Source organism: Dongia rigui, assembly GCF_034044635.1.
GTDB classification, from domain to species: Bacteria; Pseudomonadota; Alphaproteobacteria; order Dongiales; family Dongiaceae; genus Dongia; species Dongia rigui.
On the sequence record NZ_JAXCLX010000005.1, the window covers coordinates 17,352 to 41,296 of the forward strand.

General features: G+C 62.7%; 23 protein-coding genes and 1 tRNA gene. 19 read left to right on the plus strand and 5 right to left on the minus strand.

Translation table 11 applies throughout. The features are described 5' to 3' along the window. Positions 1-226 precede the first annotated feature (226 nt). From SMD31_RS21045 to SMD31_RS21085, 9 genes are all read left to right on the plus strand, one after another. A complete protein-coding gene (locus tag SMD31_RS21045; RefSeq protein WP_320502911.1) occupies positions 227-883 on the plus strand; it encodes a cysteine hydrolase family protein in 657 nt (218 codons plus the stop codon). Between the two features lie 25 nt (positions 884-908). Further along, positions 909-1,922: an RluA family pseudouridine synthase gene (locus SMD31_RS21050; protein ID WP_320502912.1), complete on the plus strand. Its 1,014-nt coding sequence runs from the start codon at positions 909-911 to the stop codon at positions 1,920-1,922. A 2-nt stretch (positions 1,923-1,924) separates the two neighbouring features. Beyond that, positions 1,925-2,614 carry an HAD-IA family hydrolase gene (locus SMD31_RS21055; RefSeq protein ID WP_320502913.1) on the plus strand — a complete coding sequence of 230 codons (690 nt, stop codon included), beginning with the start codon at positions 1,925-1,927 and terminating at the stop codon, positions 2,612-2,614. A 74-nt stretch (positions 2,615-2,688) separates the two neighbouring features. Then, positions 2,689-4,758: an AsmA family protein gene (locus SMD31_RS21060; RefSeq protein WP_320502914.1), complete on the plus strand. Its 2,070-nt coding sequence runs from the start codon at positions 2,689-2,691 to the stop codon at positions 4,756-4,758. Between the two features lie 2 nt (positions 4,759-4,760). Next, positions 4,761-5,474, plus strand: coding sequence for an ATP12 family chaperone protein (locus SMD31_RS21065; protein ID WP_320502915.1), 714 nt, complete (start codon positions 4,761-4,763; stop codon positions 5,472-5,474). A 127-nt stretch (positions 5,475-5,601) separates the two neighbouring features. After that, positions 5,602-7,134, plus strand: coding sequence for an acyl-CoA carboxylase subunit beta (locus SMD31_RS21070; RefSeq protein ID WP_320502916.1), 1,533 nt, complete (start codon positions 5,602-5,604; stop codon positions 7,132-7,134). A gap of 43 nt (positions 7,135-7,177) precedes the next feature. Continuing rightward, complete coding sequence (locus SMD31_RS21075; protein WP_320502917.1) at positions 7,178-9,163, plus strand: acetyl/propionyl/methylcrotonyl-CoA carboxylase subunit alpha; 1,986 nt, start codon at positions 7,178-7,180, stop codon at positions 9,161-9,163. Next, a complete protein-coding gene (locus tag SMD31_RS21080; protein WP_320502918.1) occupies positions 9,163-9,444 on the plus strand; it encodes an acylphosphatase in 282 nt (93 codons plus the stop codon). The genes SMD31_RS21075 and SMD31_RS21080 overlap by 1 nt, the downstream gene beginning before the upstream one ends. Positions 9,445-9,466: 22 nt before the next feature. Continuing rightward, positions 9,467-10,243, plus strand: coding sequence for an SDR family oxidoreductase (locus tag SMD31_RS21085; RefSeq protein WP_320502919.1), 777 nt, complete (start codon positions 9,467-9,469; stop codon positions 10,241-10,243). Here the strand turns inward: SMD31_RS21085 and lipB are convergent. Then, on the minus strand, positions 10,240-10,875 hold the full coding sequence (lipB, locus tag SMD31_RS21090) for a lipoyl(octanoyl) transferase LipB (protein ID WP_320502920.1): 636 nt from the start codon (positions 10,873-10,875) through the stop codon (positions 10,240-10,242). The two genes, SMD31_RS21085 and lipB, sit on opposite strands and share 4 nt — an antisense overlap. 125 nt (positions 10,876-11,000) lie before the next feature. On the opposite strand from lipB, the gene SMD31_RS21095 reads away from it, so the two are divergent. From SMD31_RS21095 to SMD31_RS21130, 9 genes are all read left to right on the plus strand, one after another. After that, positions 11,001-11,085, plus strand: a tRNA-Leu gene (locus SMD31_RS21095). A gap of 179 nt (positions 11,086-11,264) precedes the next feature. Then, on the plus strand, positions 11,265-13,568 hold the full coding sequence (locus SMD31_RS21100; protein WP_320502921.1) for an NADP-dependent malic enzyme: 2,304 nt from the start codon (positions 11,265-11,267) through the stop codon (positions 13,566-13,568). Continuing rightward, positions 13,555-14,976, plus strand: coding sequence for a magnesium transporter (gene mgtE, locus SMD31_RS21105; protein ID WP_320502922.1), 1,422 nt, complete (start codon positions 13,555-13,557; stop codon positions 14,974-14,976). The genes SMD31_RS21100 and mgtE overlap by 14 nt, the downstream gene beginning before the upstream one ends. Before the next feature lie 160 nt (positions 14,977-15,136). Continuing rightward, entirely contained in the window at positions 15,137-16,300 is a 1,164-nt protein-coding gene (locus SMD31_RS21110; RefSeq protein WP_320502923.1) for an isovaleryl-CoA dehydrogenase, read from the plus strand. Between the two features lie 39 nt (positions 16,301-16,339). Then, positions 16,340-16,513, plus strand: coding sequence for a DUF1272 domain-containing protein (locus tag SMD31_RS21585; RefSeq protein WP_407652156.1), 174 nt, complete (start codon positions 16,340-16,342; stop codon positions 16,511-16,513). A gap of 4 nt (positions 16,514-16,517) precedes the next feature. Continuing rightward, positions 16,518-16,898 carry a RidA family protein gene (locus SMD31_RS21115; RefSeq protein WP_320502924.1) on the plus strand — a complete coding sequence of 127 codons (381 nt, stop codon included), beginning with the start codon at positions 16,518-16,520 and terminating at the stop codon, positions 16,896-16,898. Positions 16,899-16,909: 11 nt separating this feature from the next. Next, the gene (locus SMD31_RS21120) at positions 16,910-17,584 is read left to right on the plus strand and encodes an SDR family oxidoreductase (RefSeq protein ID WP_320502925.1); all 675 of its coding nucleotides are present in this window, start codon (positions 16,910-16,912) and stop codon (positions 17,582-17,584) included. A gap of 7 nt (positions 17,585-17,591) precedes the next feature. Continuing rightward, positions 17,592-18,197, plus strand: coding sequence for a 2-hydroxychromene-2-carboxylate isomerase (locus SMD31_RS21125; RefSeq protein ID WP_320502926.1), 606 nt, complete (start codon positions 17,592-17,594; stop codon positions 18,195-18,197). Positions 18,198-18,217: 20 nt separating this feature from the next. Beyond that, a complete protein-coding gene (locus SMD31_RS21130) occupies positions 18,218-19,492 on the plus strand; it encodes an ArgE/DapE family deacylase (protein WP_320502927.1) in 1,275 nt (424 codons plus the stop codon). A 132-nt stretch (positions 19,493-19,624) separates the two neighbouring features. Here the strand turns inward: SMD31_RS21130 and SMD31_RS21135 are convergent, their stop codons facing one another. The 4 genes from SMD31_RS21135 to SMD31_RS21150 form a co-directional block, all read right to left on the minus strand. Then, positions 19,625-19,975 carry a cupin domain-containing protein gene (locus tag SMD31_RS21135; protein ID WP_320502928.1) on the minus strand — a complete coding sequence of 117 codons (351 nt, stop codon included), beginning with the start codon at positions 19,973-19,975 and terminating at the stop codon, positions 19,625-19,627. 32 nt (positions 19,976-20,007) lie between these two features. Continuing rightward, entirely contained in the window at positions 20,008-20,532 is a 525-nt protein-coding gene (locus SMD31_RS21140; RefSeq protein WP_320502929.1) for a tetratricopeptide repeat protein, read from the minus strand. A 208-nt stretch (positions 20,533-20,740) separates the two neighbouring features. Further along, positions 20,741-21,001 (minus strand): hypothetical protein, encoded by a 261-nt coding sequence (locus SMD31_RS21145; protein ID WP_320502930.1) that lies wholly within the window; start codon positions 20,999-21,001, stop codon positions 20,741-20,743. Positions 21,002-21,233: 232 nt separating this feature from the next. Next, positions 21,234-22,838, minus strand: coding sequence for a 5-guanidino-2-oxopentanoate decarboxylase (locus SMD31_RS21150; RefSeq protein ID WP_320502931.1), 1,605 nt, complete (start codon positions 22,836-22,838; stop codon positions 21,234-21,236). A 206-nt stretch (positions 22,839-23,044) separates the two neighbouring features. Here SMD31_RS21150 and SMD31_RS21155 point away from each other — a divergent pair, with 206 nt between their 5' ends. Further along, complete coding sequence (locus SMD31_RS21155; RefSeq protein WP_320502932.1) at positions 23,045-23,926, plus strand: AEC family transporter; 882 nt, start codon at positions 23,045-23,047, stop codon at positions 23,924-23,926. Positions 23,927-23,945 lie beyond the last annotated feature (19 nt).

Consider the following 23,945-nt stretch of genomic DNA (forward strand, 5'->3'; position numbering starts at 1 on the left):
AGGCAAGTGAGAAGAGGTATCGAAGGTTTGCAGGGAAGGCGGCTTCGATATGCAAGATGAAGGGCTTGTACGCGGATATCCGCTTGGTTACGGTCCGCGAAGAAAGCTCCAATAGCGGGCAATCCCAATGGGGGATGCGACCCTTCGGCATGAAGCCACAAGGCAAGCCGGGATCGCATTCGGGGTGGTGGCGGCCATACCGCTGCATTAAGGGCGAGTTGTCAGAATGCAAGATTATCTGTCGCCGGAACGCGATCGTGTAGCTCTCATCACCATCGACGCTCAGCGCGATTTTGTTCTGCCCAATGGCCCGGCCACGGTCAGTGGATCCTTGTCCGCCGTGCCGCAGATGCAGCGCCTGACGCAAACCTTCCGCCAGCTCGGCGCGCCGATCGTGCATATGGTGCGGCTTTATCGTTGTAATGGTTCCAATGTGGATCTCTGCCATCGGGCGCAGATCGAATCCGGCCAGCGCATCGTCATGCCCGGCACATCGGGCTGCGAACTGATCGACGAGTTGAAACCCGATACGACGCAGCGCATCGAGCCGGAATTGCTGCTCGACGGCAAGCTGCAGGAGATCGGGCCCAAGGAATGGATCGGCTACAAGCCGCGCCTCTCGGCATTCTTCCAGACGCCGGTCGAGGAACATTTGAAGGCGCTCGGTATCAGCACCATCGTCATCTGCGGCACCGATTTCTCGACCTCACCGCGCTCCAGCGTCTATGCCGCCGCCAATCGCGACTTCCGCATGGTGCTGGCGACCGATGCGATTTCCGGCGCCACCGATGCCGGCCTCAATGAACTGGCGCAGATCGGCGTCTATCTGATGGCGACCGACAAGCTGCTCGATTGGCTGTCGCGCAGTCGGCAAGCTGCCTGATGACTCATATCCCTGGCCATTCGTCATGAGTGGCGTCAAGCAGTTCACGGTGACCGCGTCCGACGGCGACCAACGCCTCGACCGCTGGTTCAAGAAGAAGTTTCCGCATCTCACCCATGGCCGGCTGGAAAAGCTGCTGCGCAAGGGCGAAGTGCGCGTCGACGGCAAGCGCGCCAAATCCGCTGATCGTCTCGAGGCCGGCATGGTCGTGCGCGTCCCGCCCTTGGGCGACGCCAATGAGCCGCGCCCCGATCTCGATGAGCCGAGAGGCCCCAAGCCCATCACCGAGAAAGAGGCGGAGGCGCTGCGCAAGACGGTGCTCTTCAAGGATGCAGATGTCATCGTCATCAACAAGCCGGCGGGCCTTGCCGTCCAAGGCGGCACCGGCCTTGATACCAATATCGATGCCATGCTCGATGCGCTGCAATTCGATGCCGAGGAACGGCCGCGTCTGGTGCACCGCCTCGACCGCGACACCTCCGGCTGTCTCGTGCTGGCGCGCAGCCAGGCTGCGGCCAGGAAGCTCACGGCGGCGTTCAAGGACAAGACGGCGCGGAAGATCTATTGGGCTGTCACGGTCGGTGCCCCGAAGATGAACGAGGGCAAGATCGACGCGCCTTTGGCCAAGCAAAGTGTCGCCGCCGTCGGCCGCCGCGCCGCCGAGCGCGTGCAGATCGACGAGGAAGACGGCAAGAAGGCCGTCACCTATTACGCCGTCGTCGAGCGCGCCCATGACAAGGCCGCCTGGCTTGCCTTGATGCCGCTCACCGGCCGCACGCACCAGCTGCGCGCCCATTGCGTGGCATTGGGCACGCCGATCCTGGGCGACGGCAAATATGCCGGCGCCAAGGCTTACTTCGCGCGCGAATCCCTCCACAACCAGCTGCATCTGCACGCCCGGTCGATCCGCATTCCGCACCCCACCCGCGGCATCATCAATGTGACGGCGCCGCTGCCGCCACATATGCAGAAGACCTGGAAGTTCTTCGAATTCGCCGACGAGCCGGATCACGATCCGTTTGCTGGCCTCGACATCTGACGATGACCCAGCCGCCGGTCGGCCATTACCGCCTCGTCATCTTCGATTGCGACGGCACGCTGGTCGACAGCCAGCACAACATCATCAGCGCCATGCAACAGGCCTTCGGCGCCGCCGGCCGTCCCCTGCCGACACCGGACGCCATCCGCCGCCAAGTCGGGCTGACGCTCGAGGTGGCGATCGGCCGCATGCTCCCGGAAGCGGATGAGCAGAGCGTGGCGGACCTCGCCGAAAGCTACCGCGTCGTCGTGCGGGCCTTGCGCGCCGGCGAGGGACTGGCCGAGCCGCTTTATGACGGCATCCGCGATCTCATCCTGGCGCTCGATCATCCGGAGATCTTCTTGGGCGTCGCCACGGGCAAGAATCTGGTGGGGTTGGAGCATACACTGGCCCTTCACGGGCTCCGGGAGCGGTTTCATACCCTGCAGACGGCCGATCGGGCCCTTTCCAAGCCACACCCGGACATGATTCACCGCGCTATGGCGGAAACCGCCTGCGAACCGGCCCAGACGGTGATGATCGGCGATACCAGCTTCGACATGGAAATGGCCCGGGCGGCCGGCGCCACGGCCATCGGCGTCTCCTGGGGCTATCACCCGGAAGATGAACTCATGGAAGCGGGCGCCCATGTCGTCCTCGCCCATCCCGGCGAGTTGATCCCCCATTTGCAAAGCCTTTCGGCCAACCGCTAAAATCCCTGCCGGGTTGCCGGGCAGGGCAGATTTCGCCTTATCCCCAGCACCACTGAATAGGCGGAGAGAAGCCAATGCGGCTCAAGACAATCCTGGCCGGTTTGCTGATGCTGGCGGTGGGCCTGGCGGCGACGCTCGTCGCCATCGTCAAATCGACCGATTTCAACGCCTATAAGGACCTGATTGCCGCGCAGGTCAAATCCGCCACGGGCCGCGATTTGGTGCTGGCCGGCAATGTCGAGCTGGGCATCTCGCTTACCCCCACGCTCAGCATCAATCAGGTCACCTTCCGCAACGCCGATTGGGGCACCGAGCCGGCGATGCTGAAATTCGACAAGCTACAGGCGGAGATCCAGCTGCTGCCGCTGCTCTCCAACGAAATCGTCATCAACAAGATCGTCCTCAGCGACGCCGATGTGCTGCTGGAGACCAATGCGGAGGGTGTCGGCAATTGGGTGATGACGACGGGCGGGCAAAGTGGCTCGGCGCCGTTGCCGCATGTCGGCCAGGTCCAGATCGAGCGGTTGAAGATCCGCTATCATGAAGGCGAAAGCGGCTTCAGCCGCGAACTCAACATCGACAGCCTCACCGCCAAGACGACCGGGCCGGGGGCGCCGATCGATTTGGCCTTGAAGGCCGCGATGGCGGGCGAGACGCTGACCCTCGAAGGCCAGATAGGCGCTCTGCGCCAATTCACCCAAGGTCCGCTGCCGCTCGAACTCAAAGGCAGCGTCAACACGGTCGCCTTCACGATCGACGGCCAGATTGCCGATCCGGCGCAATTCGAAGGCATCGATGTCGACCTGTCACTCGCATCCGACAGCCAGGTGAAATTCGGCGAATTCAAGCTGCCGGGCACAGGTCCCTACCGGGTCGCCGGCCATCTCACCGGGGCCAAGGGGCAGTACAAGCTCTCGACCGCCAGCGGCCGTGTCGGCGACAGCGACTTCACCGGCGATCTCGCCTACAGCCGCGGCGAGGCGCGGCCCCTGATCGACCTCAAGCTCGCCTCGACCCATCTGAACAGCAAGGATTTCGGCCTCGAACCCGTCCTTTCCGGCCCAGATAATGGTCCCAAGGACGGCCGCGCCTTCTCTGCCGAGCCCTGGGACATTCCGCAACTCAACATGCTGGATGCGGATGTCATTTGGACCGCGCAGGAATTCTCGCATGGCCCCTATCCGTTGAAGAATGCGAGCATCGAACTGCATTTGCGCGATGGCAAGCTGACGCTCACCAACGTCACCGGCAACCTGGTCGATGGTCGCTTCTCGGCCGGCGGCACACTCGACACCATGCAGTCGCCGGCACCCCTGGTGGCGCGCATGCGCGCCGACGACGTGGCGGCCGCACCGTTGCTGGAGACCATGGGGCTTGCCGGTGTGCTGCAGGCCAAGAACGCCAATCTTGAGGTCGAAGTGGCGGGGCCGGCATCTTCCTTGCGCAACCTGCTGGGCGGTGCCAATGGCAATGTCCTGTTCGAAACCGGGGCAGGACGATTGCAGAATGATTTCGTGCGCCTGCTCTTTGCCAATCTCTTCAGCGTCATCTCGGTCGGTGGCAGCGGCGATGCCTCCGCGGTCAATTGCCTGGTGACCCGCTTCGACATCAAGAACGGCGTCGCCACCTCGCGCGGGCTGGTGCTGGATACGCCGGGCGCCACGGTTCTCGGCTCCGGCAATATTGATCTGCGCAACGAGCGCCTCGATCTCCATCTCGACACCCAGTCGAAACAGATCAACCTCGCTAACCTCGCGGTACCGATGAATGTCGGCGGCTCTTTGTCCAAGCCCAGTGTCACGCCCGACGCCATCGGCACGGTCGAAAACACGGCGGGTTTTGCGACACGGGCCGCCAATTTCGCCACCTTCGGCGCGCTGGAGGCGGTGACCGGCCTGGGGCAGAGCCAGGACCTCGGCCCCAACCCTTGCCGCACGGCACTCGACGCCGGCCAAAAGGCGGGGAAATCGGCGACGCCTGCCGAGAAGATCAAGAATGGTGCCGGACAGGTCATCGAAGGTGTCGGCGATGGCGCCGGGCAGGTGATCGAAGGCGTCGGTGACGGTGCCAAGAAGATCGGCAAGGAAACGGGCAAGGCGCTGGAATCGATCGGCGACGGCATCAACAATATCTTTGGGAACTGAGCATGCAGAATGCGGCGCCGCGGCGCTTCTATAAGACAGTCGCCGCCACAAAGGGCACCGACGGCTGGAACGTGACGCTGGACGGCAAGCTGCTGCGCTCGCCGGCCAAGAAGGAATTCAACCTGCCGACGGCCGGCCTCGCGCATGCCATCGCCGCCGAATGGGATGCCCAGACCGAACATGTGCGCCCCTTGGCTATGCCGCTGATGCAACTGGCGGCAACGGCAATCGACCGCATGGGAGCTGACCGGGCGCGCATCGTTGCCGAACTCGCCGGCTATGCCGGGACCGATCTGGTTTGCTACCGCGCGAGCGAACCACCCAGCCTGGTGGAGCGCGAGGCGCAAGCCTGGGATCCACTGCTCGCTTGGCTGCGCCGCCGCTATGACGTTTCCTTGGTGACCACCAGCGGCATCGTCGCCGTGGCGCAACCGCCGGCGACGATGGAAGCGCTAACAAAGGTGATCGGCGGCCATGATGACTTCGCCTTGGCAGCCCTCGCGACGCTGATTCAGACGGCCGGCTCGGTGATCATCGGCCTTGCGGTAGCTGAGGGCGAGATTACGGCCGAGCAAGGCGCCCATGCCGCACAGATTGACGAGCTTTATCAGACGGAACGCTGGGGCGAAGACAAGGAAGCCGTGGACCGGCGCGTGGCGCAGCTGGCGGAAATGGTGGCAGCTCGGCGCTTTCTTGATCTCCTGACTCAGGAATAGGCGCGTTTTCCGCGCATTATTCTGCGCTTCTTCCTTGGGTTCACGAAATCTTCGTGCTATCCAGATTGCGCTTTTCGCACCTGCGGAAAAACGGCGGGGCGATCTCTTTTGTTCGGGGGGCTGGTCCATGCAGGAAATCCTGAAACAGCTGGAAGAGAAACGCGCCGCGGCGCGGGCGGGTGGCGGCAAGAAGCGCGTCGAGGCGCAGCATGCCAAGGGCCGTCTGACAGCGCGTGAGCGTATCGAGCTGCTGCTCGACCCGGATTCCTTCGAAGAATGGGATATGTTCGTCGAGCATCGCTGCCATGATTTCGGCATGGGGGCGCAGCGCGTGCCGGGTGATGGTGTCGTCACCGGTTATGGCACCATCAATGGCCGCCTCGTCTTCGTCTTCAGCCAGGATTTCACCGTCTTCGGCGGCTCGCTCTCCGAGGCCCATGCCGAGAAGATCTGCAAGGTGATGGAGCAGGCGATCCGCGTCGGCGCCCCCGTCATCGGCATCAACGATTCCGGTGGCGCCCGCATCCAGGAAGGTGTGGCGTCACTCGCCGGTTATGCCGAGGTTTTCCAGCGCAACATCATGGCGTCGGGCGTCGTGCCGCAGATCAGCGTCATCATGGGGCCTTGCGCCGGTGGTGCGGTCTATTCGCCGGCCATGACCGACTTCATCTTCATGGTGAAGGACAGTTCCTACATGTTCGTGACGGGTCCCGATGTGGTGAAGACCGTGACGCATGAAAACGTCACCTTCGAACAGCTGGGCGGTGCGCTGACGCACAGCCAGAAATCCGGCGTTGCCGATCTCGCTTTCGAGAACGATGTCGAGGCACTCTTGGAAGTGCGTCGCTTCGTCGACATGCTGCCGGCCTCGAACCGCGCCAAAGCACCGCAGCGCCCGTCGCCCGACCCCATCGATCGTGATGAGCTGTCCTTGGATACGCTCATTCCGGCCAATCCCAACAAGCCTTATGACATGAAGGAGCTCATCACCAAGGTGGTGGATGAGGGTGACTTCTTCGAATTGCAGCCGAATTTTGCGCGCAATATCTTGACCGGCTTTGCCCGCATGGGCGGCGAAACCGTGGGCATCGTCGCCAACCAGCCGATGGTCTTGGCCGGTTGCCTGGACATCGATTCATCCCGGAAAGCCGCGCGTTTTGTGCGCTTCTGCGATTGTTTCGAGATTCCCATCGTGACCTTCGTCGATGTGCCGGGTTTCCTCCCCGGCACCACGCAGGAACACGGCGCCATCATCAAACACGGCGCCAAGCTGCTCTTTGCCTATGGCGAGGCAACGGTGCCGAAAGTCACGGTCATCACACGCAAGGCTTATGGCGGTGCCTATGACGTCATGAGCTCGAAGCACTTGCGCGGCGACGTCAACTTCGCCTGGCCGACGGCAGAGATCGCCGTGATGGGCCCGAAGGGTGCCGTCGAAATCATCTTCCGCGCCGATATCGGCGACAGCGCCAAGATCGCCGAGCGGACCGAGGAGTACCGCCAGAAATTCGCCACTCCCTTCGTGGCTGGTGCCCGCGGCTTCATCGACGACGTCATCATGCCGCATTCGACGCGCAAACGCATTTGCCGCTCGCTGGCCATGCTCAGGGATAAGAAAATCGAGAATCCCTGGAAGAAGCACGACAACATCCCGCTTTGATGAGCCGGATTAGAGTGGGTGGGGGAGAGCGGGAAAATTGAGCATGTTCAAAAAGATCCTGATTGCCAATCGCGGTGAGATCGCCTGCCGCGTCATCAAGACCGCCAAGGCCATGGGCATCAAGACTGTGGCTGTTTACTCAGAGGCCGATGCCGACGCACTCCATGTGCGCATGGCCGATGAAGCAGTGGCGATCGGCCCGGCAGCGGCGCGCGACAGCTATCTCGTCATCGAAAAGATTGTCGAGGCCTGCAAGGCGACCGGCGCGGAGGCGGTCCATCCCGGCTATGGCTTCCTCTCCGAGAACATGAAGTTCGCCGAAGCCCTGAAGAAGGCGAAGATCACCTTCATCGGCCCCGACCCCCATGCCATCCACGCCATGGGCGACAAGATCGAATCGAAGAAGCTCGCCAAGGAAGCCGGCGTCAACATGGTGCCGGGCTTCCTCGATGTCATCAAGGACGGCGACCACGCGGTGAAGATCGCCCGCGAGATCGGCTATCCGGTGATGGTGAAGGCATCCGCCGGTGGTGGCGGCAAGGGCATGCGCGTCGCCTATAACGATGCCGAAACCAAGGACGGCTTCCGCTCGGCGACGGCGGAGGCCAAGGCCAGCTTCGGCGATGACCGCATCTTCATCGAGAAATTCATCGAAGAACCGCGCCATATCGAGATCCAAGTGCTGGCCGACGGTCATGGCAACTGCCTGTACCTCGGCGAGCGCGAATGCTCGATCCAGCGCCGGCACCAGAAGGTGATCGAAGAAGCGCCGTCGCCCTTCCTTGATGAAAAGACTCGCGCCGCCATGGGCGAGCAGGCGGTGGCATTGGCCAAGGCGGTCAAATACAAATCCGCCGGCACGGTCGAGTTCATCGTCGACGGCAAGCGCAATTTCTATTTCCTTGAGATGAACACGCGCCTTCAGGTCGAGCATCCAGTGACCGAAATGGTGACCGGCCTCGACCTCGTCGAGCAGATGATCCGTGTCGCTGCCGGTGAAAAGCTCAAACTCAAACAGGCGGATGTGAAACTGAAGGGCTGGGCGATCGAGGCCCGCGTCTATGCCGAGGATCCGTTCCGCAACTTCCTGCCTTCGACCGGCCGCCTGGTGCGCTACCGCGAGCCGGTGGCGGGGAGTTCCGTGCGTGTCGATTCCGGTGTCTATGAAGGCGCCGAGATCAGCATGTTCTATGACCCGATGATCGCCAAGCTCGTGGCCTATGGTCCCGACCGCCGCGCGGCGACGCAGACCATGCGCGAGGCGCTGGATGCCTATTATATCCGCGGCCTCAATCACAACATGCCGTTCCTTGCGGCCTTGCTGGGGCATGAACGGTTCGCTGCCGGCAGGCTCACCACCGGCTTCATCGCCGAAGAGTTTCCGGATGGCTTCCACGGCGTCGAATTGAAACCCGAAGCCCTTTCCGACCTCGTCGCGGTGGCGGCCGTCATCCATCATCGCTATGAGCTGCGCGCCCATGAACGCGCCCCGCATTTCCAGGCCAATGGCAGTGCCGTGGCCGGTAAATGGGTGGTGAAGCTGGGGGCGGAGAAGCATGAGGCGACGGTTGCCGAAACCGCGGCAGGTTTTGCCGTGATTGCCGGCAAGACCAGCCATGAGTTGGTCAGCGACTGGAAGCTCGGCGACGTGCTGTGGCGCGGCCGCATCGACGGGCGCGGCATCACGGTGCAGATCGACCGCGTCGGCACCGGCTATCGCCTCACCTATGCCGGTGCGCAAGCCCATGTGCTGGTGCTCAGCCCGCGTGCCGCCGAGCTCGATCGGCACATGCTGGTCAAGCAGCCGCCGGACATGTCGAAATTCCTGCTGTCGCCGATGCCCGGTCTCCTGGTTTCGCTGGCGGTGAAGGAAGGCCAGGAAGTGAAGGCCGGCGAAGAACTGTGCGTCGTCGAAGCGATGAAAATGATGAACATTCTAAAAGCCGAGCGCGACGGCACGGTCGCCAAGATTGCTGCCAAGGCAGGCGACAGCTTGGCCGTCGACCAGGTCATCGTCGAGTTCGCCTGATGGCCGACACGGCCAAGCTCTGTCGCATCGGCGGCAAGGTGCAGAATGTCTGGTACCGTGCCTGGACCGTCCAGCAGGCAGAGGCGCGGGGCCTCAACGGCTGGGTGCGCAATCTGTCGAATGGCGATGTCGAGGCCCTCTTTGCCGGCCCCGCCGACAAGGTCGCCGATATGATCGCTGCCTGCCATGAGGGCCCCAAAGCCGCGCGCGTGGCGAATGTGGCGGTCGAGGATTTCGCAGGGGACATCCCAGAGGGATTCACGCAAACATCCGACGCCTGAAACTTTTTCCCGGAGCGTCATCATGGATCTCGGCATCGCCGGCAAACGCGCCCTAATCCTGGGTGCCAGCCAGGGCTTAGGCGCCGCCTCGGCGGCGGCTCTGGCGGCCGAGGGTGTGGCCGTGACCTTGCTGGCACGCAGTGCCGCCAAGCTGCAGGATCGCGTTGCCGAAATCGCGGCCACGGGCGGCATCGCCATATCGCTGGTGGCGGATCTCACCCGATCGGCCGATCTTGCCCCCATTCTGGGTGACGCGCTGGGCTATGACATCCTGGTCCTCAATTCCCCGCCGCCGCCGCCGGTCAAGGCAGGCGCTGTCGACCGTTCCGTCTGGTCGCAGCAATTCGACGCCATGTTCCTCAACCAGATCGACCTCACAGCACATCTGGTGAAGGGCATGACGGGGCGCGGCTGGGGCCGCATCGTCTCCATCGCTTCGACCAGCGTGCAGGAGCCGATCCCGGGCCTGGTCTATTCCAACGCGCTTCGCGCCGGCCTGCAGGGCTATCTGAAGTCGCTCAGCGACGAGGTGGCGGCACAGGGTGTTACGGTCAACACGGTGGCGCCAGGCTCCTTCGCCACGGAGCGCACCCATTCGCTCGACGCCGCTTTCGCCCAGCGTAGCGGCCGCAGCCACGAGGATGTGGCGGCCGAAGGTGCCGCCGGCATCCCCGCGCGCCGCTATGGCGCGCCGGCGGAATTTGGCGCCATGGTGGCGTTCCTTTGTGGACAGGTCTCGTCCTACACCACCGGCGCCTTCTTCCGCGTCGATGGGGGATCGAGCCGCGGCGGGATCTAGTCCCCGAACACCTCGCTGAATGCGGCCTTCAGGGCGATATCCAGTTCCGCCATCGTCACCATTTGCCCGAGCTTGGCGAGCGAGGTGACGCCGAAGGCGCTCTCGCTGATGCCGCAGGGCACGATGCCGCCGAAATGGCTGAGGTCCGGATCGACATTGATGCTGATGCCGTGAAAGCTCACCCAGTGCCGCAGGCGAATGCCGATGGCGGCGATCTTGTCCTCCCGCACCCCATCCAACACCCACAGGCCCACACGTCCCTCACGGCGCTCCGCCGTCACATTGAAGCGGGCGAGGGTGCGGATGACCCATTCCTCGAGGTCGTGCACGAACTGCCGCACATCGGCGCCGCGCTCCTTCACATTCAGCATCACATAGACCACGCGCTGGCCGGGGCCGTGATAGGTGAACTGGCCGCCGCGCCCGCTCTCATAGACGGGGAAACGGTCGGGGCTCAGCAGATCGCCGGCCTTGGCGCTGGTGCCGGCGGTGTAAAGGGGCGGATGCTCCAGCAGCCAGAGGGTCTCCGGCGCGGTTCCGGCCCGAATCTCGGCAGCCCTTTTCTCCATGAATTCGACCGCATCCGGGTAGGGAACGGACAAATCGCTGATGCGCCATTCTGTTTGCGCCATTTTCACCACGGCAAGCCCTTTAAATCCTTGGGTTTTTTGTTTGCTTGATCACTGCGTGCCGATTTGCTATTCCCCGCCGCGCTGTCTGGCAAGGGTTCTCGTGATCCTTGGCCTGGAGATTATGTGCGGTCGTGGCGGAATTGGTAGACGCGCAGCGTTGAGGTCGCTGTGGGGCAACCCGTGGAAGTTCGAGTCTTCTCGACCGCACCATAATCTTCTCAATCATGGGGCCCTCACGCGGCCCGCTATCTTCCTGAATTGAAACTCAAAAAATCGGACTTCTCCCCCTCTTTGGGTGGCGTCGCCAAAACCCTTGGCTATAATCCCGGCGCATTAACGATCCGCGCCGGGTTGAGATAGGCGCTTTTGAGTATCTTTTGAGGGCAGGCATGGCGGACGACAGCATCAGAGCGGGGGCCCTCGATTATCACCGGAACCCCAAGCCCGGCAAAATCGCCATCGCCGCCACCAAGCCGCTGGCCAACCAGCGCGACCTCGCTTTGGCCTATTCGCCGGGTGTCGCCGCCGCTTCCGAAGCGATCGCTGCCGACCCAGCCACCGCCGCCGACTATACCAGCCGCGGCAATCTCATCGCCGTCGTGACCAACGGCACCGCGGTGCTGGGCCTGGGTGCCATCGGGCCCTTGGCCGCCAAGCCGGTGATGGAGGGCAAAGCCGTCCTCTTCAAGAAATTCGCCGATATCGACGTCTTCGATATCGAGATCAATGAGACCGATCCCGACAAGCTGGTCGACATCATCGCTAGCCTGGAACCCACCTTCGGCGGCATCAACCTTGAAGACATCAAGGCGCCGGAATGCTTCGAGGTTGAAGGCAAGCTCAAAGAGCGGATGAAGATCCCGGTCATGCATGACGACCAGCATGGCACGGCCATCGTCGTCGCTGCGGCCCTCATCAACGCGCTTGAAGTGGTGGGGAAGAAGATCGGCGACGTGAAACTGGTGACGTCCGGTGCGGGTGCTGCGGCTCTTGCCTGCCTCGATCTCCTCGTGGCGCTCGGCCTCTCCCCGGCCAATGTCACCGTGACTGATATCGTCGGTGTCGCCTATGAAGGCCGCACCGAGTTGATGGATCCGAGGAAAGCCAAATACGCACGCAAGACTGACGCGCGCACACTCGCCGATGCGATCAAGGATGCCGACGTGTTCCTGGGCCTCTCCGCGCCGCGCGTGCTGAAGCCGGAAATGGTGGCCGAGATGGGCGCGCGCCCGATCATCTTCGCGCTCGCCAATCCGACGCCCGAGATTCTGCCCGAAGAAGTGAAGGCGGTACGGCCTGACGCGCTCATCGCCACCGGCCGCTCCGACTATCCCAACCAGGTCAACAACGTCCTCTGCTTCCCGTTCATCTTCCGCGGTGCGCTGGATGTGGGGGCGACACAAATCAACGAGGCGATGAAGGTCGCCTGCGTCTACGCCATTGCGAAGCTGGCACGTGCCGAAAGTAGCGACATCGTCGCCTCCGCCTATGGCGGACTGGAAATGCAGTTCGGCCCGGAATTTCTGATCCCGAAGCCCTTCGACCCGCGGCTCATCGTCGAACTGGCGCCGGCGGTGGCGCGGGCGGCGATGGACAGCGGCGTCGCCACGCGCCCGATCACCGATTGGGATGCCTATCGCGCCGGGCTTGAGCAATTCGTCTTCCGCTCAGGGCTGGTGATGAAGCCGGTCTTCGAGCGGGCGCGCGCCGACAAGCGCCGCCTGGTCTATGCCGAGGGCGAAGAAGAGCGGGTCCTGCGCGCCGTGCAATCGGTGGTCGACGAGCGCCTGGCCTATCCCATCCTGGTCGGCCGCCGTTCCGTGGTCGAGCGCCGCATCGAGAAGATCGGCCTGCGCCTCACCGAGGGCCGCGATTACGAGCTCTGCGATCCAGAAGGCGACCCGCGTTATAACGATTACTGGAATTTCTATCTTCTCCTCACCGAGCGTCGTGGCGTCACGCCGGATTCGGCGCGCACATTGGTGCGCACACGAAACACCCTCATCGCCTCGCTGATGGTGCGCCGGGGCGAAGCCGACGCGCTCATCTGCGGCACGGTCGGGCGGTTTGAGCGGCATCTCGGCTACGTCAATGAAGTGATCGGCCGCAAGGCCGGCGTCAAAGCCTATTCGACGCTGACGGCTGTGTTGCTGACGTCCGGCACCTTCTTCATCACTGATACCGAAGTGACGCATAACCCGACCGATGAGGAAGTCGCCGAAAGTGCGGTCATGTCGGCAGCCTGGCTGCGCCGCTTCGGCATCGCGCCCAAGGCCGCTTTGTTGTCGCATTCCAATTTCGGCAGCTCGGATTCCGAATCCGCCCGCAAGATGCGCCGTGCCTTGGGCCTTATCCTGCAGCGCGACCCGGAACTGGAGGTCGAAGGCGAGATGAAGGGCGATTCCGCCGTATCGGAGACGGTGCGGGAGCGGCTCTTCCCGTCGTCGCGGTTGAAAGGCCGCGCCAATCTGCTGGTCATGCCGAATCTCGACGCCGCCAACATCACGCTCAACCTGCTGCGTCTCTTGGGCGAGGGCCTGTCGATCGGCCCGATCCTGCTTGGGACCAATCTTCCGGCCCATATCGTGTCGCAGAGCATTTCCGTGCGCGGCCTGATCAATATGAGCGCCGTCGCCGCCGTCGAGGCCCAGGACAAGAAGTCCCGCGAGACAGCAAGCCATGGCCGGCCCTGAGGTCGAGAAGCCGACCGGGGAAGAGGACCGTCCGACAATCGTCGAGACGGTGGACGAGGAAGAGCTTTACGGCCCGTCCGAGGAATTGCTGGAGAATATCAACGCCGCACTCGCCGCCGGCGATATTCCCGTGGTCGAATCGCTCATCGAGCCACTGCATCCGGCCGATGTCGCCGATCTCATCGAGCATCTGGAACCGGAACAGCGCAAGCTCTTCCTCGACATCACCCGCCATGCCCTCGAAGCCGAGACCATCTCGCATCTTGATGAGGCCTTGCGCGAGGAAGTGGTCGACCAGATGGCACCGGCGGAACTGGCCGAGGTCGTCACCGAACTCGACACCGACGATGCCGTCGATTTGTTGGAAGATCTTGATGCCGACACGCAACAGCAGGTGCTGGACAGCCTGCCGGCCGAGGACCGCGCCTATCTCGAACAAGGCCTGACCTTCCCGGAGGACAGCGCCGGCCGCCTGATGCAGCGCGAGCTGGTCGCCATCAGCGACCAATGGAATGTCGGCGAAACGGTGGATTATCTCCGTAACGCCGAAGACCTGCCGGATGATTTCTACGACCTTTATATCGTCGATGCAGATAAGAAGCCGGTGGGCTCGGTGCCGCTGTCGCGTGCCATGCGCTCGAAGCGCGACATCAAGCTGACCGACGTCATGGACGAAGAACTGCGCCTCGTTCCCGTCGATACCGACCAGGAAGCCGTCGCCTATCTCTTCCGTCAATATGGCCTGGTCTCCGCACCGGTGGTCGATGGCGACGGGCGCCTCATCGGCGTCATCACGGTTGACGACGTGGTGCGCGTCATCGACGAGGAGGCCGAGGAAGACCTCCTCAACATCGTCGGCGTGTCGGATACCGACTTTCATGCGCCGGCCTACAAGACCGCTTTCCTGCGCGTACGTTGGCTGGTGGTGACCCTGGTCAATACACTCATCGCCAGTTTCGTCATCTCGCGCTTCGAAGGCACCATCGGGCATTACCCGGCGCTCGCCGTCCTCATGCCCATCACGGCGGCGATGGGCGGCAATGCCGGCGTGCAGGTCATCACGGTGACCGTGCGCGCGCTCGCCACCCGCGACATCACGCCCAATTCCAATGTCATGCGCCTCATCTCCAAGGAATTGGCGGTGGGTCTCATGAACGCCGTGGTCTTTGCCATCATCCTGGGTGCCGTGGGTGGCTATTGGTTCGGCCATATCGGCCTGGGCTTCGTCCTTGGCGGCGCCATGATCTTCAACATGGTCTGGGCGGGCTTTGCCGGCACGGTGATCCCGCTCGTCATGGACCGCATCGGCCTCGATCCCGCGACCGGTGCCGGGCCATTCCTCACCACCACCACAGACTGCCTCGGCTTCTTCGCCTTCCTTGGGTTGGCGACCTTGTTCCTGACCTGAAGGGGTGGCAGGATGCCACTCACCAACATCTAAAAACTCGCCATGCCCGGGCCCAGCGTTGATTCCGTTGGCCGGGCATCCATTCTCTCAAGCGGCACCAGTGGATCCCCGGGTCTTCGCCCGGGGATGACGAGAAAAAAAGATCGTGGGAGAAACGCGCATGACATTCCCAACTCTCGATTTCGATCTCGGTGAAACCGCTGATGCGTTGCGCGAAAGCGTCGCCGCCTTCGCCGCGTCGGAGATTGCGCCGCGTGCCGATGCGATTGACCGCGAGAATGATTTCCCGGCCGACCTGTGGCGCAAACTCGGTGATATGGGCCTGCTCGGCATCACCGTGGAGCCTGAATATGGCGGTTCCGGCATGGGTTATCTGGAACACGTCATCGCGATGGAAGAAATCAGCCGCGCCTCGGCAGCCGTCGGCCTTTCCTATGGCGCCCACAGCAATCTCTGCGTCAACCAGATCCGTCGCAACGGCAACGAGGCGCAGAAACGCCGCTATCTTCCTGGCCTCGTCGATGGCAGCAATGTGGGTGCTCTCGCCATGAGCGAACCGGAGGCCGGCTCCGACGTCGTTTCCATGCGCCTCAAAGCCGATCCGGCACCCGGTGGTTTCGTGCTCAATGGCGCCAAGATGTGGATCACCAACGGGCCGGACGCCGACACGCTCATCGTCTATGCCAAGACCGATATCGCGGCTGGCCCCCGTGGCATCAGCGCCTTCATCGTCGAGAAAGGCGACAAGGGCTTCTCCCGCGCCCGCAAGCTCGACAAGCTCGGCATGCGCGGCTCGAACACGGGCGAACTCATTTTCGAGAATTGCTTCCTGCCCGCGGAACGGCTGCTGGGCACCCTCAACGGCGGTGTCCGCGTTCTCATGAGCGGCCTCGATTACGAACGCGCCGTGCTCTCCGGTGGTCCCTTGGGCATCATGCAGGCCTGCCTTGATCTGGTGATCCCCTATGTCCATACCCGGCGCCAATTCGGCCAGCCGATCGGCACCTTCCAGCTGATGCAGGCCAAGATCGCCGACATGTACACGCAAGCGAGTGCTGCCCGCGCCTATGTCTATGCGGTTGCCAAGGCCTGCGACAAGGGCCGGACCACGCGCAAGGACGCCGCCGGCGCTATCCTGTTTTCGGCAGAAAAAGCCACATCTTTGGCACTCGATGCCATTCAATGCCTGGGTGGCAACGGCTATATCAACGACTACCCGGCCGGGCGACTCTTACGCGATGCCAAGCTCTATGAGATCGGCGCCGGCACCTCGGAAATCCGCCGCATGCTGATCGGCCGCGAGTTGTTTGAAGAAACCGCCTGAAAGACCTTGTTGCCAAGAGGTTGTGCCATGGCTCTCGAGATGCGCAGCGAATGCGAGAAATGCGCGCGGCTCCTGCCGTATGATGCGTCCGACGCATACATCTGCTCCTATGAATGCACTTGGTGCGGCCCTTGCACCCACGCTATGAATCACATCTGCCCCAATTGCGGCGGCGATCTGCAGCGCCGCCCCATGCGAAAGAAGGACGATTGAGACCATGCCGCGTCAGCTGATTTCCTCCGGTTCCGCCTTTGAAAAAGTTGCCGGCTATTCCCGCGCCGTGGTCGATGGCGATTGGATCTTCGTGTCCGGCACGACCGGCTTCGACTATGCCAAGATGAGCATCTCCGACGATGTCATCGAACAGACCCACCAGACGTTCCGCAATATCGAAGCGGCGCTGAAACAGGCGGGGTCGAGCCTGAAGGACGTCGTTCGTGCCCGTTACATCATCGTCAACCCGGCGGATTGGGAAAAAGTGGCGCCGGTGTTCGGCCAGTATTTCGGCGAGGTGCGTCCGGCCTCGACCGCCATCATCTGCGGCCTGGTCGATCCCAAGATGAAGATCGAGATCGAAGTCACCGCCAAGCGCCAGTAAAGGTTACCCCTATGCCCACCGTCCTCATCACCGGCGCCAATCGCGGCATCGGTCTGGAACTCACCCGCCAATATGCATCTGCCGGCTGGGACGTCATCGCCTGTTGCCGCAAGCCGAAGGAGGCGGGCGAGCTGACGGCGTTGAAGGTCGAGGTCAAGGCCTTGGACGTGGCCGATGCCGCGTCGATCAAGACGCTGGCGACCGATCTCAAGGGCCGCTCTATCGACGTGCTGCTCAATAATGCCGGCATCCTCGGCCGCCGCATCGGCTTCGGGCACGCCGAACCGGATGAGTTTCTGGAGCTTCAGCGCGTGAATGCGCTGGCGCCGCTATTGATAGCCGAAGCCTTCGTTGCGCACGTGACGGCGTCCGGGCAGAAGAAAATCGCCGCCATCACCAGCGGCCTCGCGTCGATCACCAATGTGAATGATGCCGCCTCCTATGCCTATCGCGCCTCGAAGGCGTCGCTCAACATGGTGATGCGCAAGCTGGACTATGATCTCAAGGATCGCGGCATTGTTGCCGCTGCGATCAGCCCGGGTTGGGTGCAGACCGATATGGGCGGCACCGACGCGGCACTCAAGGTCGAAGACAGTGCCGCCGGCATCATCAAGGTGATTGCCGGTCTGGATGCGGCCAAGGGCGGCGGCTTCTTCGGCTACGATGGTGAAACGATCCCCTGGTGATGCAGACATGACGGCCGGCCCGATCGAATTCTATTTCGACTTCTCCTCGCCCTATGGCTATCTCGCCGCTCACAGGATCGAGGAGGTCGGCGCCGAGTTTGGTCGCGACGTTCTGTGGCGGCCCATTCTGCTGGGCGCGGTCTTCAAGGCGAGCGGCCAGTCGCCGCTGGTGAGCCAGCCTTTACGCGGACCATATCACAAGCACGATCTGCTGCGCACGGCACGGCGGCAGAAGCTGCCCTTCCGCTTTCCTGATGATTTCCCGATGGCGACCATCGCTGCGGCCCGCGCCTTCTATGTGCTCGATGCCAGCGCGCCCAAGGATGCCAAACGCCTTGCTCTGGCGTTGTTTGATACCGCTTTCAGCCAAGGCATCAATATCAGCGCCACGGCCACCGTCCTCGATGTTGCCGAGAAGTGCGGCCTCGACCGCGTCGCGATCGAAGCCGGCATCGCCGACAATACCGTGAAGCAGCGCCTCAAGGCCGAGACGGACGGCGCCATCGACCGCAATATCTTCGGCTCCCCCTTCTTCGTCGTCGATGGCGAGATGTTCTGGGGCAATGACCGTATCCCCGATCTCAAGGACTGGCTGCGGACCGGCGGCTGGTAACCCACACAGGACAAGACATCATGCTCGACCAAAAGCTTGCTGCCGACATCATCGCCGCTGTTGCTGCCGGGTTCGACCGTCAACTTGAAGAGACCATGGCGCTGACACGCCTGCCGTCACTGCGCGGGCAGGAGGCGACGGCGCAGGATTTCATGGCAGGGCATTATCGCGACCGTGGCTTGTCGGTCGATCATTGGCAGATCAATGTCGCCGATATCGAGCATTTGCCTGGCTTCTCGCCGGTGGCGGTCTCCTATGACAATGCCTTTAACGTGGTGGGCACGCATCGCCCGCGCGAAAAAAAGGGTCGTTCGCTCATCATGAACGGCCATATCGACGTGGTGCCGACCGGCCCCGCCGATCTCTGGACGCGGCCGCCTTTCGATTCCTACATCACGGGTGACTGGCTCTATGGCCGGGGTGCCGGTGACATGAAGGCCGGCCTCTATGGCTGCCTCGCTGCCTTCGATGCGCTGGATCGCTTGGGTCTGCGCCCAGCGGCCGAAGTCTATCTGCAATCGGTCGTCGAGGAGGAGTGCACCGGCAACGGGGCGCTCGCCTGCCTGCAGCGCGGCTACCGGGCCGAGGCGGCAATCATCCCGGAACCTTCGGGCGATTCGGTGATGCTGGGCCAGCTCGGCGTCATGTGGTTCCAGGTGAAGGTGCGTGGGCGCCCGACCCATGTCGGCCATGCCGGCACAGGTTCCAACGCCATCGAGGCGGCCTTCCCGATCGTCGCCAAGCTGCATGAGCTGGAGGAACGCTGGAACAGCGAGAAACACGCGCTCTGGGAAGGCCACAAGCATCCCATCAATTTCGTCGTCTCGCGCATCGAAGGCGGTGATTGGACATCGAGTGTGCCGGCCTGGTGCACCTTCGACATGCGTATCTCCTTCTATCCGGGCATGGAGCTTGCGCGCGTGCGCCGCGACGTGGAGGAAACGGTGCGGGCAGCCGCCAGCGGGCATCCGTTCCTTGCCAACAACCCGCCGGAGATCGTCTATCACGGCTTCCAGGCCGAACCCTATGTGGTGAAGAACGCCGATGCGGCGATGTCCTGCCTCGAGGCCGCGCATCGCCAGGTCTACGGTGCCGATCTCCCGAAGATCTTTGCCACCGCCACGACGGACGCCCGCTTCTTCGGCCTCTATGCCGACACACCGGCTCTCGTCTACGGTCCCGTCTCCGAGGATTATCACGGCTTTGACGAACGCGTCTCGGTGAGCTCGCTGAAGAACGTCACGGCCGGCATGGCCGTCTTCCTCGCCGATTGGTGCGGGGTGGAGAAGAAGTGACGCCAACCAAACCGTCATGGTCGGCGTAGGCCGACCATCCACGAGTTTGCATTAGACCAACAGAAAACAAGTCGTGGATCCTCGGCCTTCGCCGAGGATGACGAATTTACTTAGCCGAGAAGGCGCGTAGCCTTACGGCAGCAGGATATAGGTCTTCCTGACCGTCTCGTGGATCTCCCACACGCCGAGGCTGTCAGCGGGGAAATAGAGCGCGTCGCCGGCGTTGATCTCGATCACCTGGCCGCTCGAGGCGCGGAAGGTGGCGCGGCCGCTGATGAAATGGGCGAATTCCGCCTTGCGGATCTGGCGGTTCCATTTGCCCGGCGAGCATTCCCAGATGCCGAAATCTGGCTCCTTCCCCTTCTCAGTGGGCGACACGCCGCGCAGCTGCGCGACCGGCTCGCCCAAGGGTTCGGCGACCTTGCCCCAGTCTTCGAGGGCCGCCGAGGAAAGACCGGCGGTGTTGGCAAGGCGCTTAATCATCTTGGGGAACTCCTGAAGGAAGGCGGATTGGTTTAGGGCTTTTCTGGCTTGGCCTGGAAGGCCATGGCTTCGGCGAGGGCCGCGTTGAGGTCGGCGCTCGACATCTCGCTCTTATACTTGTCCCTGAGGCCGTTGACGTTCTGGACCTCGGCCGGATCCTCTATGAGGTGCGACGCGATGGTGAGCCAGACGAAGGCGGTCTTGAGATCGACCGGGGCACCTTGTCCGCGCGCATTCATGACCGCCAGGCCCAGCATCGCATCGGGCAGTCCCTGGCGCGCGGCGCGGCCATACCATTCGCGCGCGAGGGCGAAATTGGCCGGCCCGGCATCGCCATAATGGTAATAGCCGGCAAGCTTCCACTGCGCGACCGGGTCGCCCAGCGGCGCCAGTTCCTTGAGCTTCAGGAAGGCACCGACCTTGTTGCCTTCGAGTTCCATCTTGTGAACCTCGATGAGGTCCTCAGGGGTTGCCGCGGCAAGGGACGGTGCCGCCAGGAGAAGGGCGGCGGCGAGGAAGGATGGGATGAATCGGTACAGGGCGCGTTTCTGTGACATGGCCCGGAGAATTGCCGATCTTGGGCCGCCGCGCAACCACGCTTGAAGGCAGCCGCAAGCAGCCGTGACGGCGGTCACAACCCGCGCACGACTCGGCAAAATTGACCCAGCCCGCCGGCAAAATCTGCCGCAGCTTGAGAAGGGATGGGCATGTCCGGGGAAAAGCTGAAGCGGCCCCGGCCGGGCTAGATCCGGCCGCGGGGACCGCTCAGTTCGTCGTCCGCATGCTGCTGAACTGGTCGCTGGCGATGCTCTGCACCAGATCCTGCACGAATTCCGCCGTGGTTTCCTTGCCATGCTTGGCAACCAGGGCGAACAGCGCCGCAGATATCGACATGGTGCCGATCGTGTCAAACGGAACGCCCTTGTTGAAGGCATCTTCCCAATAGGCGTTGAACAGGTCGAAGCACAACTTTCGCTGCTGCTCGTCGGTGGTCGGGGGCGCGCTCATCATTTGCCCTTTGGTCATTGCGGTCTCCATAGCCATCTCCTTGAACGGTGGACCGCGCTCTTATCAGCAAACCCTGTGCCATGACCGATTCATGACTGTATCTAGGGGGTTCGCCTGTCCGTTCGACGAGTCGTTGTATGGATTAGAGCTTCCTGATTCATAACAAGTACTTAACGGCGTCTGTGCCCAGCCGGGGTGCGGGGAATTTTTTGCCGGGCGAACGGCCGCCGCTTCATCCCCAGAAGACGCCCTATCGCAAATAATCCGCCTGTTCGTGCACCTCGATCAGCGTCGGACCGTCTGCCTTGAACGCCGCCTTGATGGCCTCCTGCAGTTCGGCAAGGCTCGCTGGCTTCACGGCACGGGCGTGGAAGGCGCGGGCAAGGGCCTGGTAGTCCGGGTTCTTGGGCTTCACGCCCAGTTCCGGGATGTCGAGCTCCACCATGTCCTTGGCAATCTGGCCGAAGGCATCGTTGTTCCAGACCAGGATCGGCAGGCCAAGATTCTGTTCCACCGCCGTGCCCAGGTCCTGGACCGTGAACATGAAACCGCCATCGCCGGCCACCGCGATCACCTGCCGGTCGGGGCAGGCGATCTTGGCGCCAATCGCCGCCGGCACGGCATAGCCCAGCGTGCCGAAACCGCAAGGGTGGAACCAGCAGCGTGAGCGTTCCATCGGAAACAGGAAATTGGCGGTATAGGCGATCTGGGTCATGTCGGTGACGATGATGGCGTCGTCGGCCAAAGCCGCGCGCACCGCATCCAGCACCTTCACATGCTTCTGCTGCACAGGTGTCAGGCCCTGGCGCACCGAGCCGCGCAGTTCCGCGGCGGTCGCGAGGTCCGGCTTGCGCCCGGCCTTGATGCCATCGCAGAGCGCTTTCAGCGTCGGTCCGGCATCGGCCAGCATGCCGATCGTCGGCGTGTAATCGCGCCTCATCGTCTTCTCGTCGAGATCGATGCGGATGAGCTTGCCGTTCAAGGTCAGCATGTTGACCCAGGAATCCGTCTCCGCCATCTCGGTCCCCACCGCGATGACGACATCGGCATGGGTGAGCAGATTCTGCGTCGCCGGCAGCACCAGGGTCGAGCCCAGCGATTGGTGATGGCTGTCGGGCAGCACGCCCTTGCCGGCGGTGGTGGTGACGCACAACACGCCCGATTTCTCGACGAAGGCCTTCACCTCGGCCGCGCAATCCACCGTGCCGCCACCGACGATCAGCACTGGCGCCTTGGCATTGTCGATGAGGGCGATGGCTGCCGCAATATCACCGGCACTGGCCTTGGGGCGCGCTGCCTTCTGGCGCTGCGGTTGGCCGATCTCGGCGGTGGCGGACAGCATGTCGAGCGGGAATTCCAGCACCACTGGGCGCGGCCTTCCGGTCTCGAACAGCTTGAAGGCGTCGGCCATGGCAGCCGGCAGTTCTGCCGCATTCCTCACCGTGCGGGCAAAACCGGTCAGCGGCGCGATGGCGGCACGCTGGTCAGTGATTTCATGCAGGCGACCGCGACCTTTGCCGAGATCGCTGCTCGCATTCACGCTGCACACCACCAGCATCGGCACAGAGTCGGAATAGGCCTGGCCGATGGGTGTGGCGGCATTCATCAATCCCGGGCCAGTGATAAGGCAGGCAACGCCCGGCTTGCCGGATGCGCGCGCATAGCCATCGGCCATGAAGCCTGCACCCTGTTCGTGGCGAACGCCGATATGGCGCATCTTGCGATCAGCCAGGCCGCGATAAAGATCCAGCGTATGCACGCCCGGAATGCCGAAGACGGTATCCACGCCATAGGTCTCAAGCAAAGCCACCGCAGCATGGCCGCCGATCTGGTTTGCCTTCTGATGTGCAGTCATCGTTTCCCCTGATCCCACTCGTCTATGCGTTCAATCTTGAATGCCATGCCCATGAATTGGTCCGCCTGATTGATTTCTCATCAACCCCTGCGAACCGGGCATGGGCCCTTGCAAAAAGTGGCGGGACTTTAGCCGATGTAACCTGTATGCAGCAATAGACGGCACTCCCTCTTTCCGGCTAGAAATGCCGCTCAAGAGGTATCTTCATGGATCTGCTGCAACAGCTTGCCGCCATCATCCTGCCGGTGTTGGTGGTGCCGGGCATTGGCTATATCTGGGCGCGATCGGGCAACCCGTTCGACAACCGTTTCGTCACCCAATTGGTCACCAATATCGGCACGCCGGCGCTTGCGGCCGACGCCCTGACCCGCATCCATATGGATACCGGTGCCTTGGCCGAGATGGCGGGGCTGACGGCACTTTGCTTTGCCGGCTTCTTGGTGATCGGCATCGTCACCTTGCGCCTGATGCGCTTGCCGCATCACTCTTACCTGCCGGCACTCATCTTCCCCAACACCGGCAATATGGGTCTTCCATTGGCGCTCTTTGCCTTCGGCAATGAAGGTCTTGCCTTTGCCGTCGTCTTCTTTGCCATTTCCATCACGGCACAGTTCACCATCGGCATGTCGCTGGCCTCGGGCAGTTTCAACCCCATGCGCCTCGTCAAGATGCCGCTCATCTATGCGATCATCTTCGCGCTGACGGTGCTCTATTTCGGCTGGAAACTGCCCGCCTATGTCAGCAACACGCTGCAATTGCTGAGCGGCGTCACCATTCCGCTGATGCTGTTGGCGCTCGGCGTTTCTCTGGCGCAGCTGCGTGTGACGCGCCTGCCGCGCAATCTGCTGTTGTCGATCGTGCGGTTGGGGGGTGGGGCGGCCGTGGGCTTTTCCGTCGGCCATTTCATTGGTGCCTCCGATCTCGCAACAGGCGTGCTGATGATCCAGAGCACCATGCCGGTGGCTGTCTTCAACTATCTTTTCGCACAATACTACAACCGCGAGCCGGCCGATGTCGCCTCGATGGTCGTCATCACCACGGCGCTCTCCTTCGTGACGTTGCCGTTGTTGCTCTATTTCGTGCTGTAAGGCGTGAGCGTCGAACAAC

Excerpts from the sequence above, each read along its gene's own strand:
- SMD31_RS21045 (WP_320502911.1), top strand. The coding sequence starts at position 227 with ATGCAAGATTATCTGTCGCCGGAACGCGATCGTGTAGCTCTCATCACC.
- SMD31_RS21050 (WP_320502912.1), top strand. The coding sequence starts at position 909 with ATGAGTGGCGTCAAGCAGTTCACGGTGACCGCGTCCGACGGCGACCAA.
- SMD31_RS21055 (WP_320502913.1), top strand. The coding sequence starts at position 1,925 with ATGACCCAGCCGCCGGTCGGCCATTACCGCCTCGTCATCTTCGATTGC.
- SMD31_RS21060 (WP_320502914.1), top strand. The coding sequence starts at position 2,689 with ATGCGGCTCAAGACAATCCTGGCCGGTTTGCTGATGCTGGCGGTGGGC.
- SMD31_RS21065 (WP_320502915.1), top strand. The coding sequence starts at position 4,761 with ATGCAGAATGCGGCGCCGCGGCGCTTCTATAAGACAGTCGCCGCCACA.
- SMD31_RS21070 (WP_320502916.1), top strand. The coding sequence starts at position 5,602 with ATGCAGGAAATCCTGAAACAGCTGGAAGAGAAACGCGCCGCGGCGCGG.
- SMD31_RS21075 (WP_320502917.1), top strand. The coding sequence starts at position 7,178 with ATGTTCAAAAAGATCCTGATTGCCAATCGCGGTGAGATCGCCTGCCGC.
- SMD31_RS21080 (WP_320502918.1), top strand. The coding sequence starts at position 9,163 with ATGGCCGACACGGCCAAGCTCTGTCGCATCGGCGGCAAGGTGCAGAAT.
- SMD31_RS21085 (WP_320502919.1), top strand. The coding sequence starts at position 9,467 with ATGGATCTCGGCATCGCCGGCAAACGCGCCCTAATCCTGGGTGCCAGC.
- lipB (WP_320502920.1), bottom strand. The coding sequence starts at position 10,875 with ATGGCGCAAACAGAATGGCGCATCAGCGATTTGTCCGTTCCCTACCCG.
- SMD31_RS21100 (WP_320502921.1), top strand. The coding sequence starts at position 11,265 with ATGGCGGACGACAGCATCAGAGCGGGGGCCCTCGATTATCACCGGAAC.
- mgtE (WP_320502922.1), top strand. The coding sequence starts at position 13,555 with ATGGCCGGCCCTGAGGTCGAGAAGCCGACCGGGGAAGAGGACCGTCCG.
- SMD31_RS21110 (WP_320502923.1), top strand. The coding sequence starts at position 15,137 with ATGACATTCCCAACTCTCGATTTCGATCTCGGTGAAACCGCTGATGCG.
- SMD31_RS21585 (WP_407652156.1), top strand. The coding sequence starts at position 16,340 with ATGCGCAGCGAATGCGAGAAATGCGCGCGGCTCCTGCCGTATGATGCG.
- SMD31_RS21115 (WP_320502924.1), top strand. The coding sequence starts at position 16,518 with ATGCCGCGTCAGCTGATTTCCTCCGGTTCCGCCTTTGAAAAAGTTGCC.
- SMD31_RS21120 (WP_320502925.1), top strand. The coding sequence starts at position 16,910 with ATGCCCACCGTCCTCATCACCGGCGCCAATCGCGGCATCGGTCTGGAA.
- SMD31_RS21125 (WP_320502926.1), top strand. The coding sequence starts at position 17,592 with ATGACGGCCGGCCCGATCGAATTCTATTTCGACTTCTCCTCGCCCTAT.
- SMD31_RS21130 (WP_320502927.1), top strand. The coding sequence starts at position 18,218 with ATGCTCGACCAAAAGCTTGCTGCCGACATCATCGCCGCTGTTGCTGCC.
- SMD31_RS21135 (WP_320502928.1), bottom strand. The coding sequence starts at position 19,975 with ATGATTAAGCGCCTTGCCAACACCGCCGGTCTTTCCTCGGCGGCCCTC.
- SMD31_RS21140 (WP_320502929.1), bottom strand. The coding sequence starts at position 20,532 with ATGTCACAGAAACGCGCCCTGTACCGATTCATCCCATCCTTCCTCGCC.
- SMD31_RS21145 (WP_320502930.1), bottom strand. The coding sequence starts at position 21,001 with ATGACCAAAGGGCAAATGATGAGCGCGCCCCCGACCACCGACGAGCAG.
- SMD31_RS21150 (WP_320502931.1), bottom strand. The coding sequence starts at position 22,838 with ATGACTGCACATCAGAAGGCAAACCAGATCGGCGGCCATGCTGCGGTG.
- SMD31_RS21155 (WP_320502932.1), top strand. The coding sequence starts at position 23,045 with ATGGATCTGCTGCAACAGCTTGCCGCCATCATCCTGCCGGTGTTGGTG.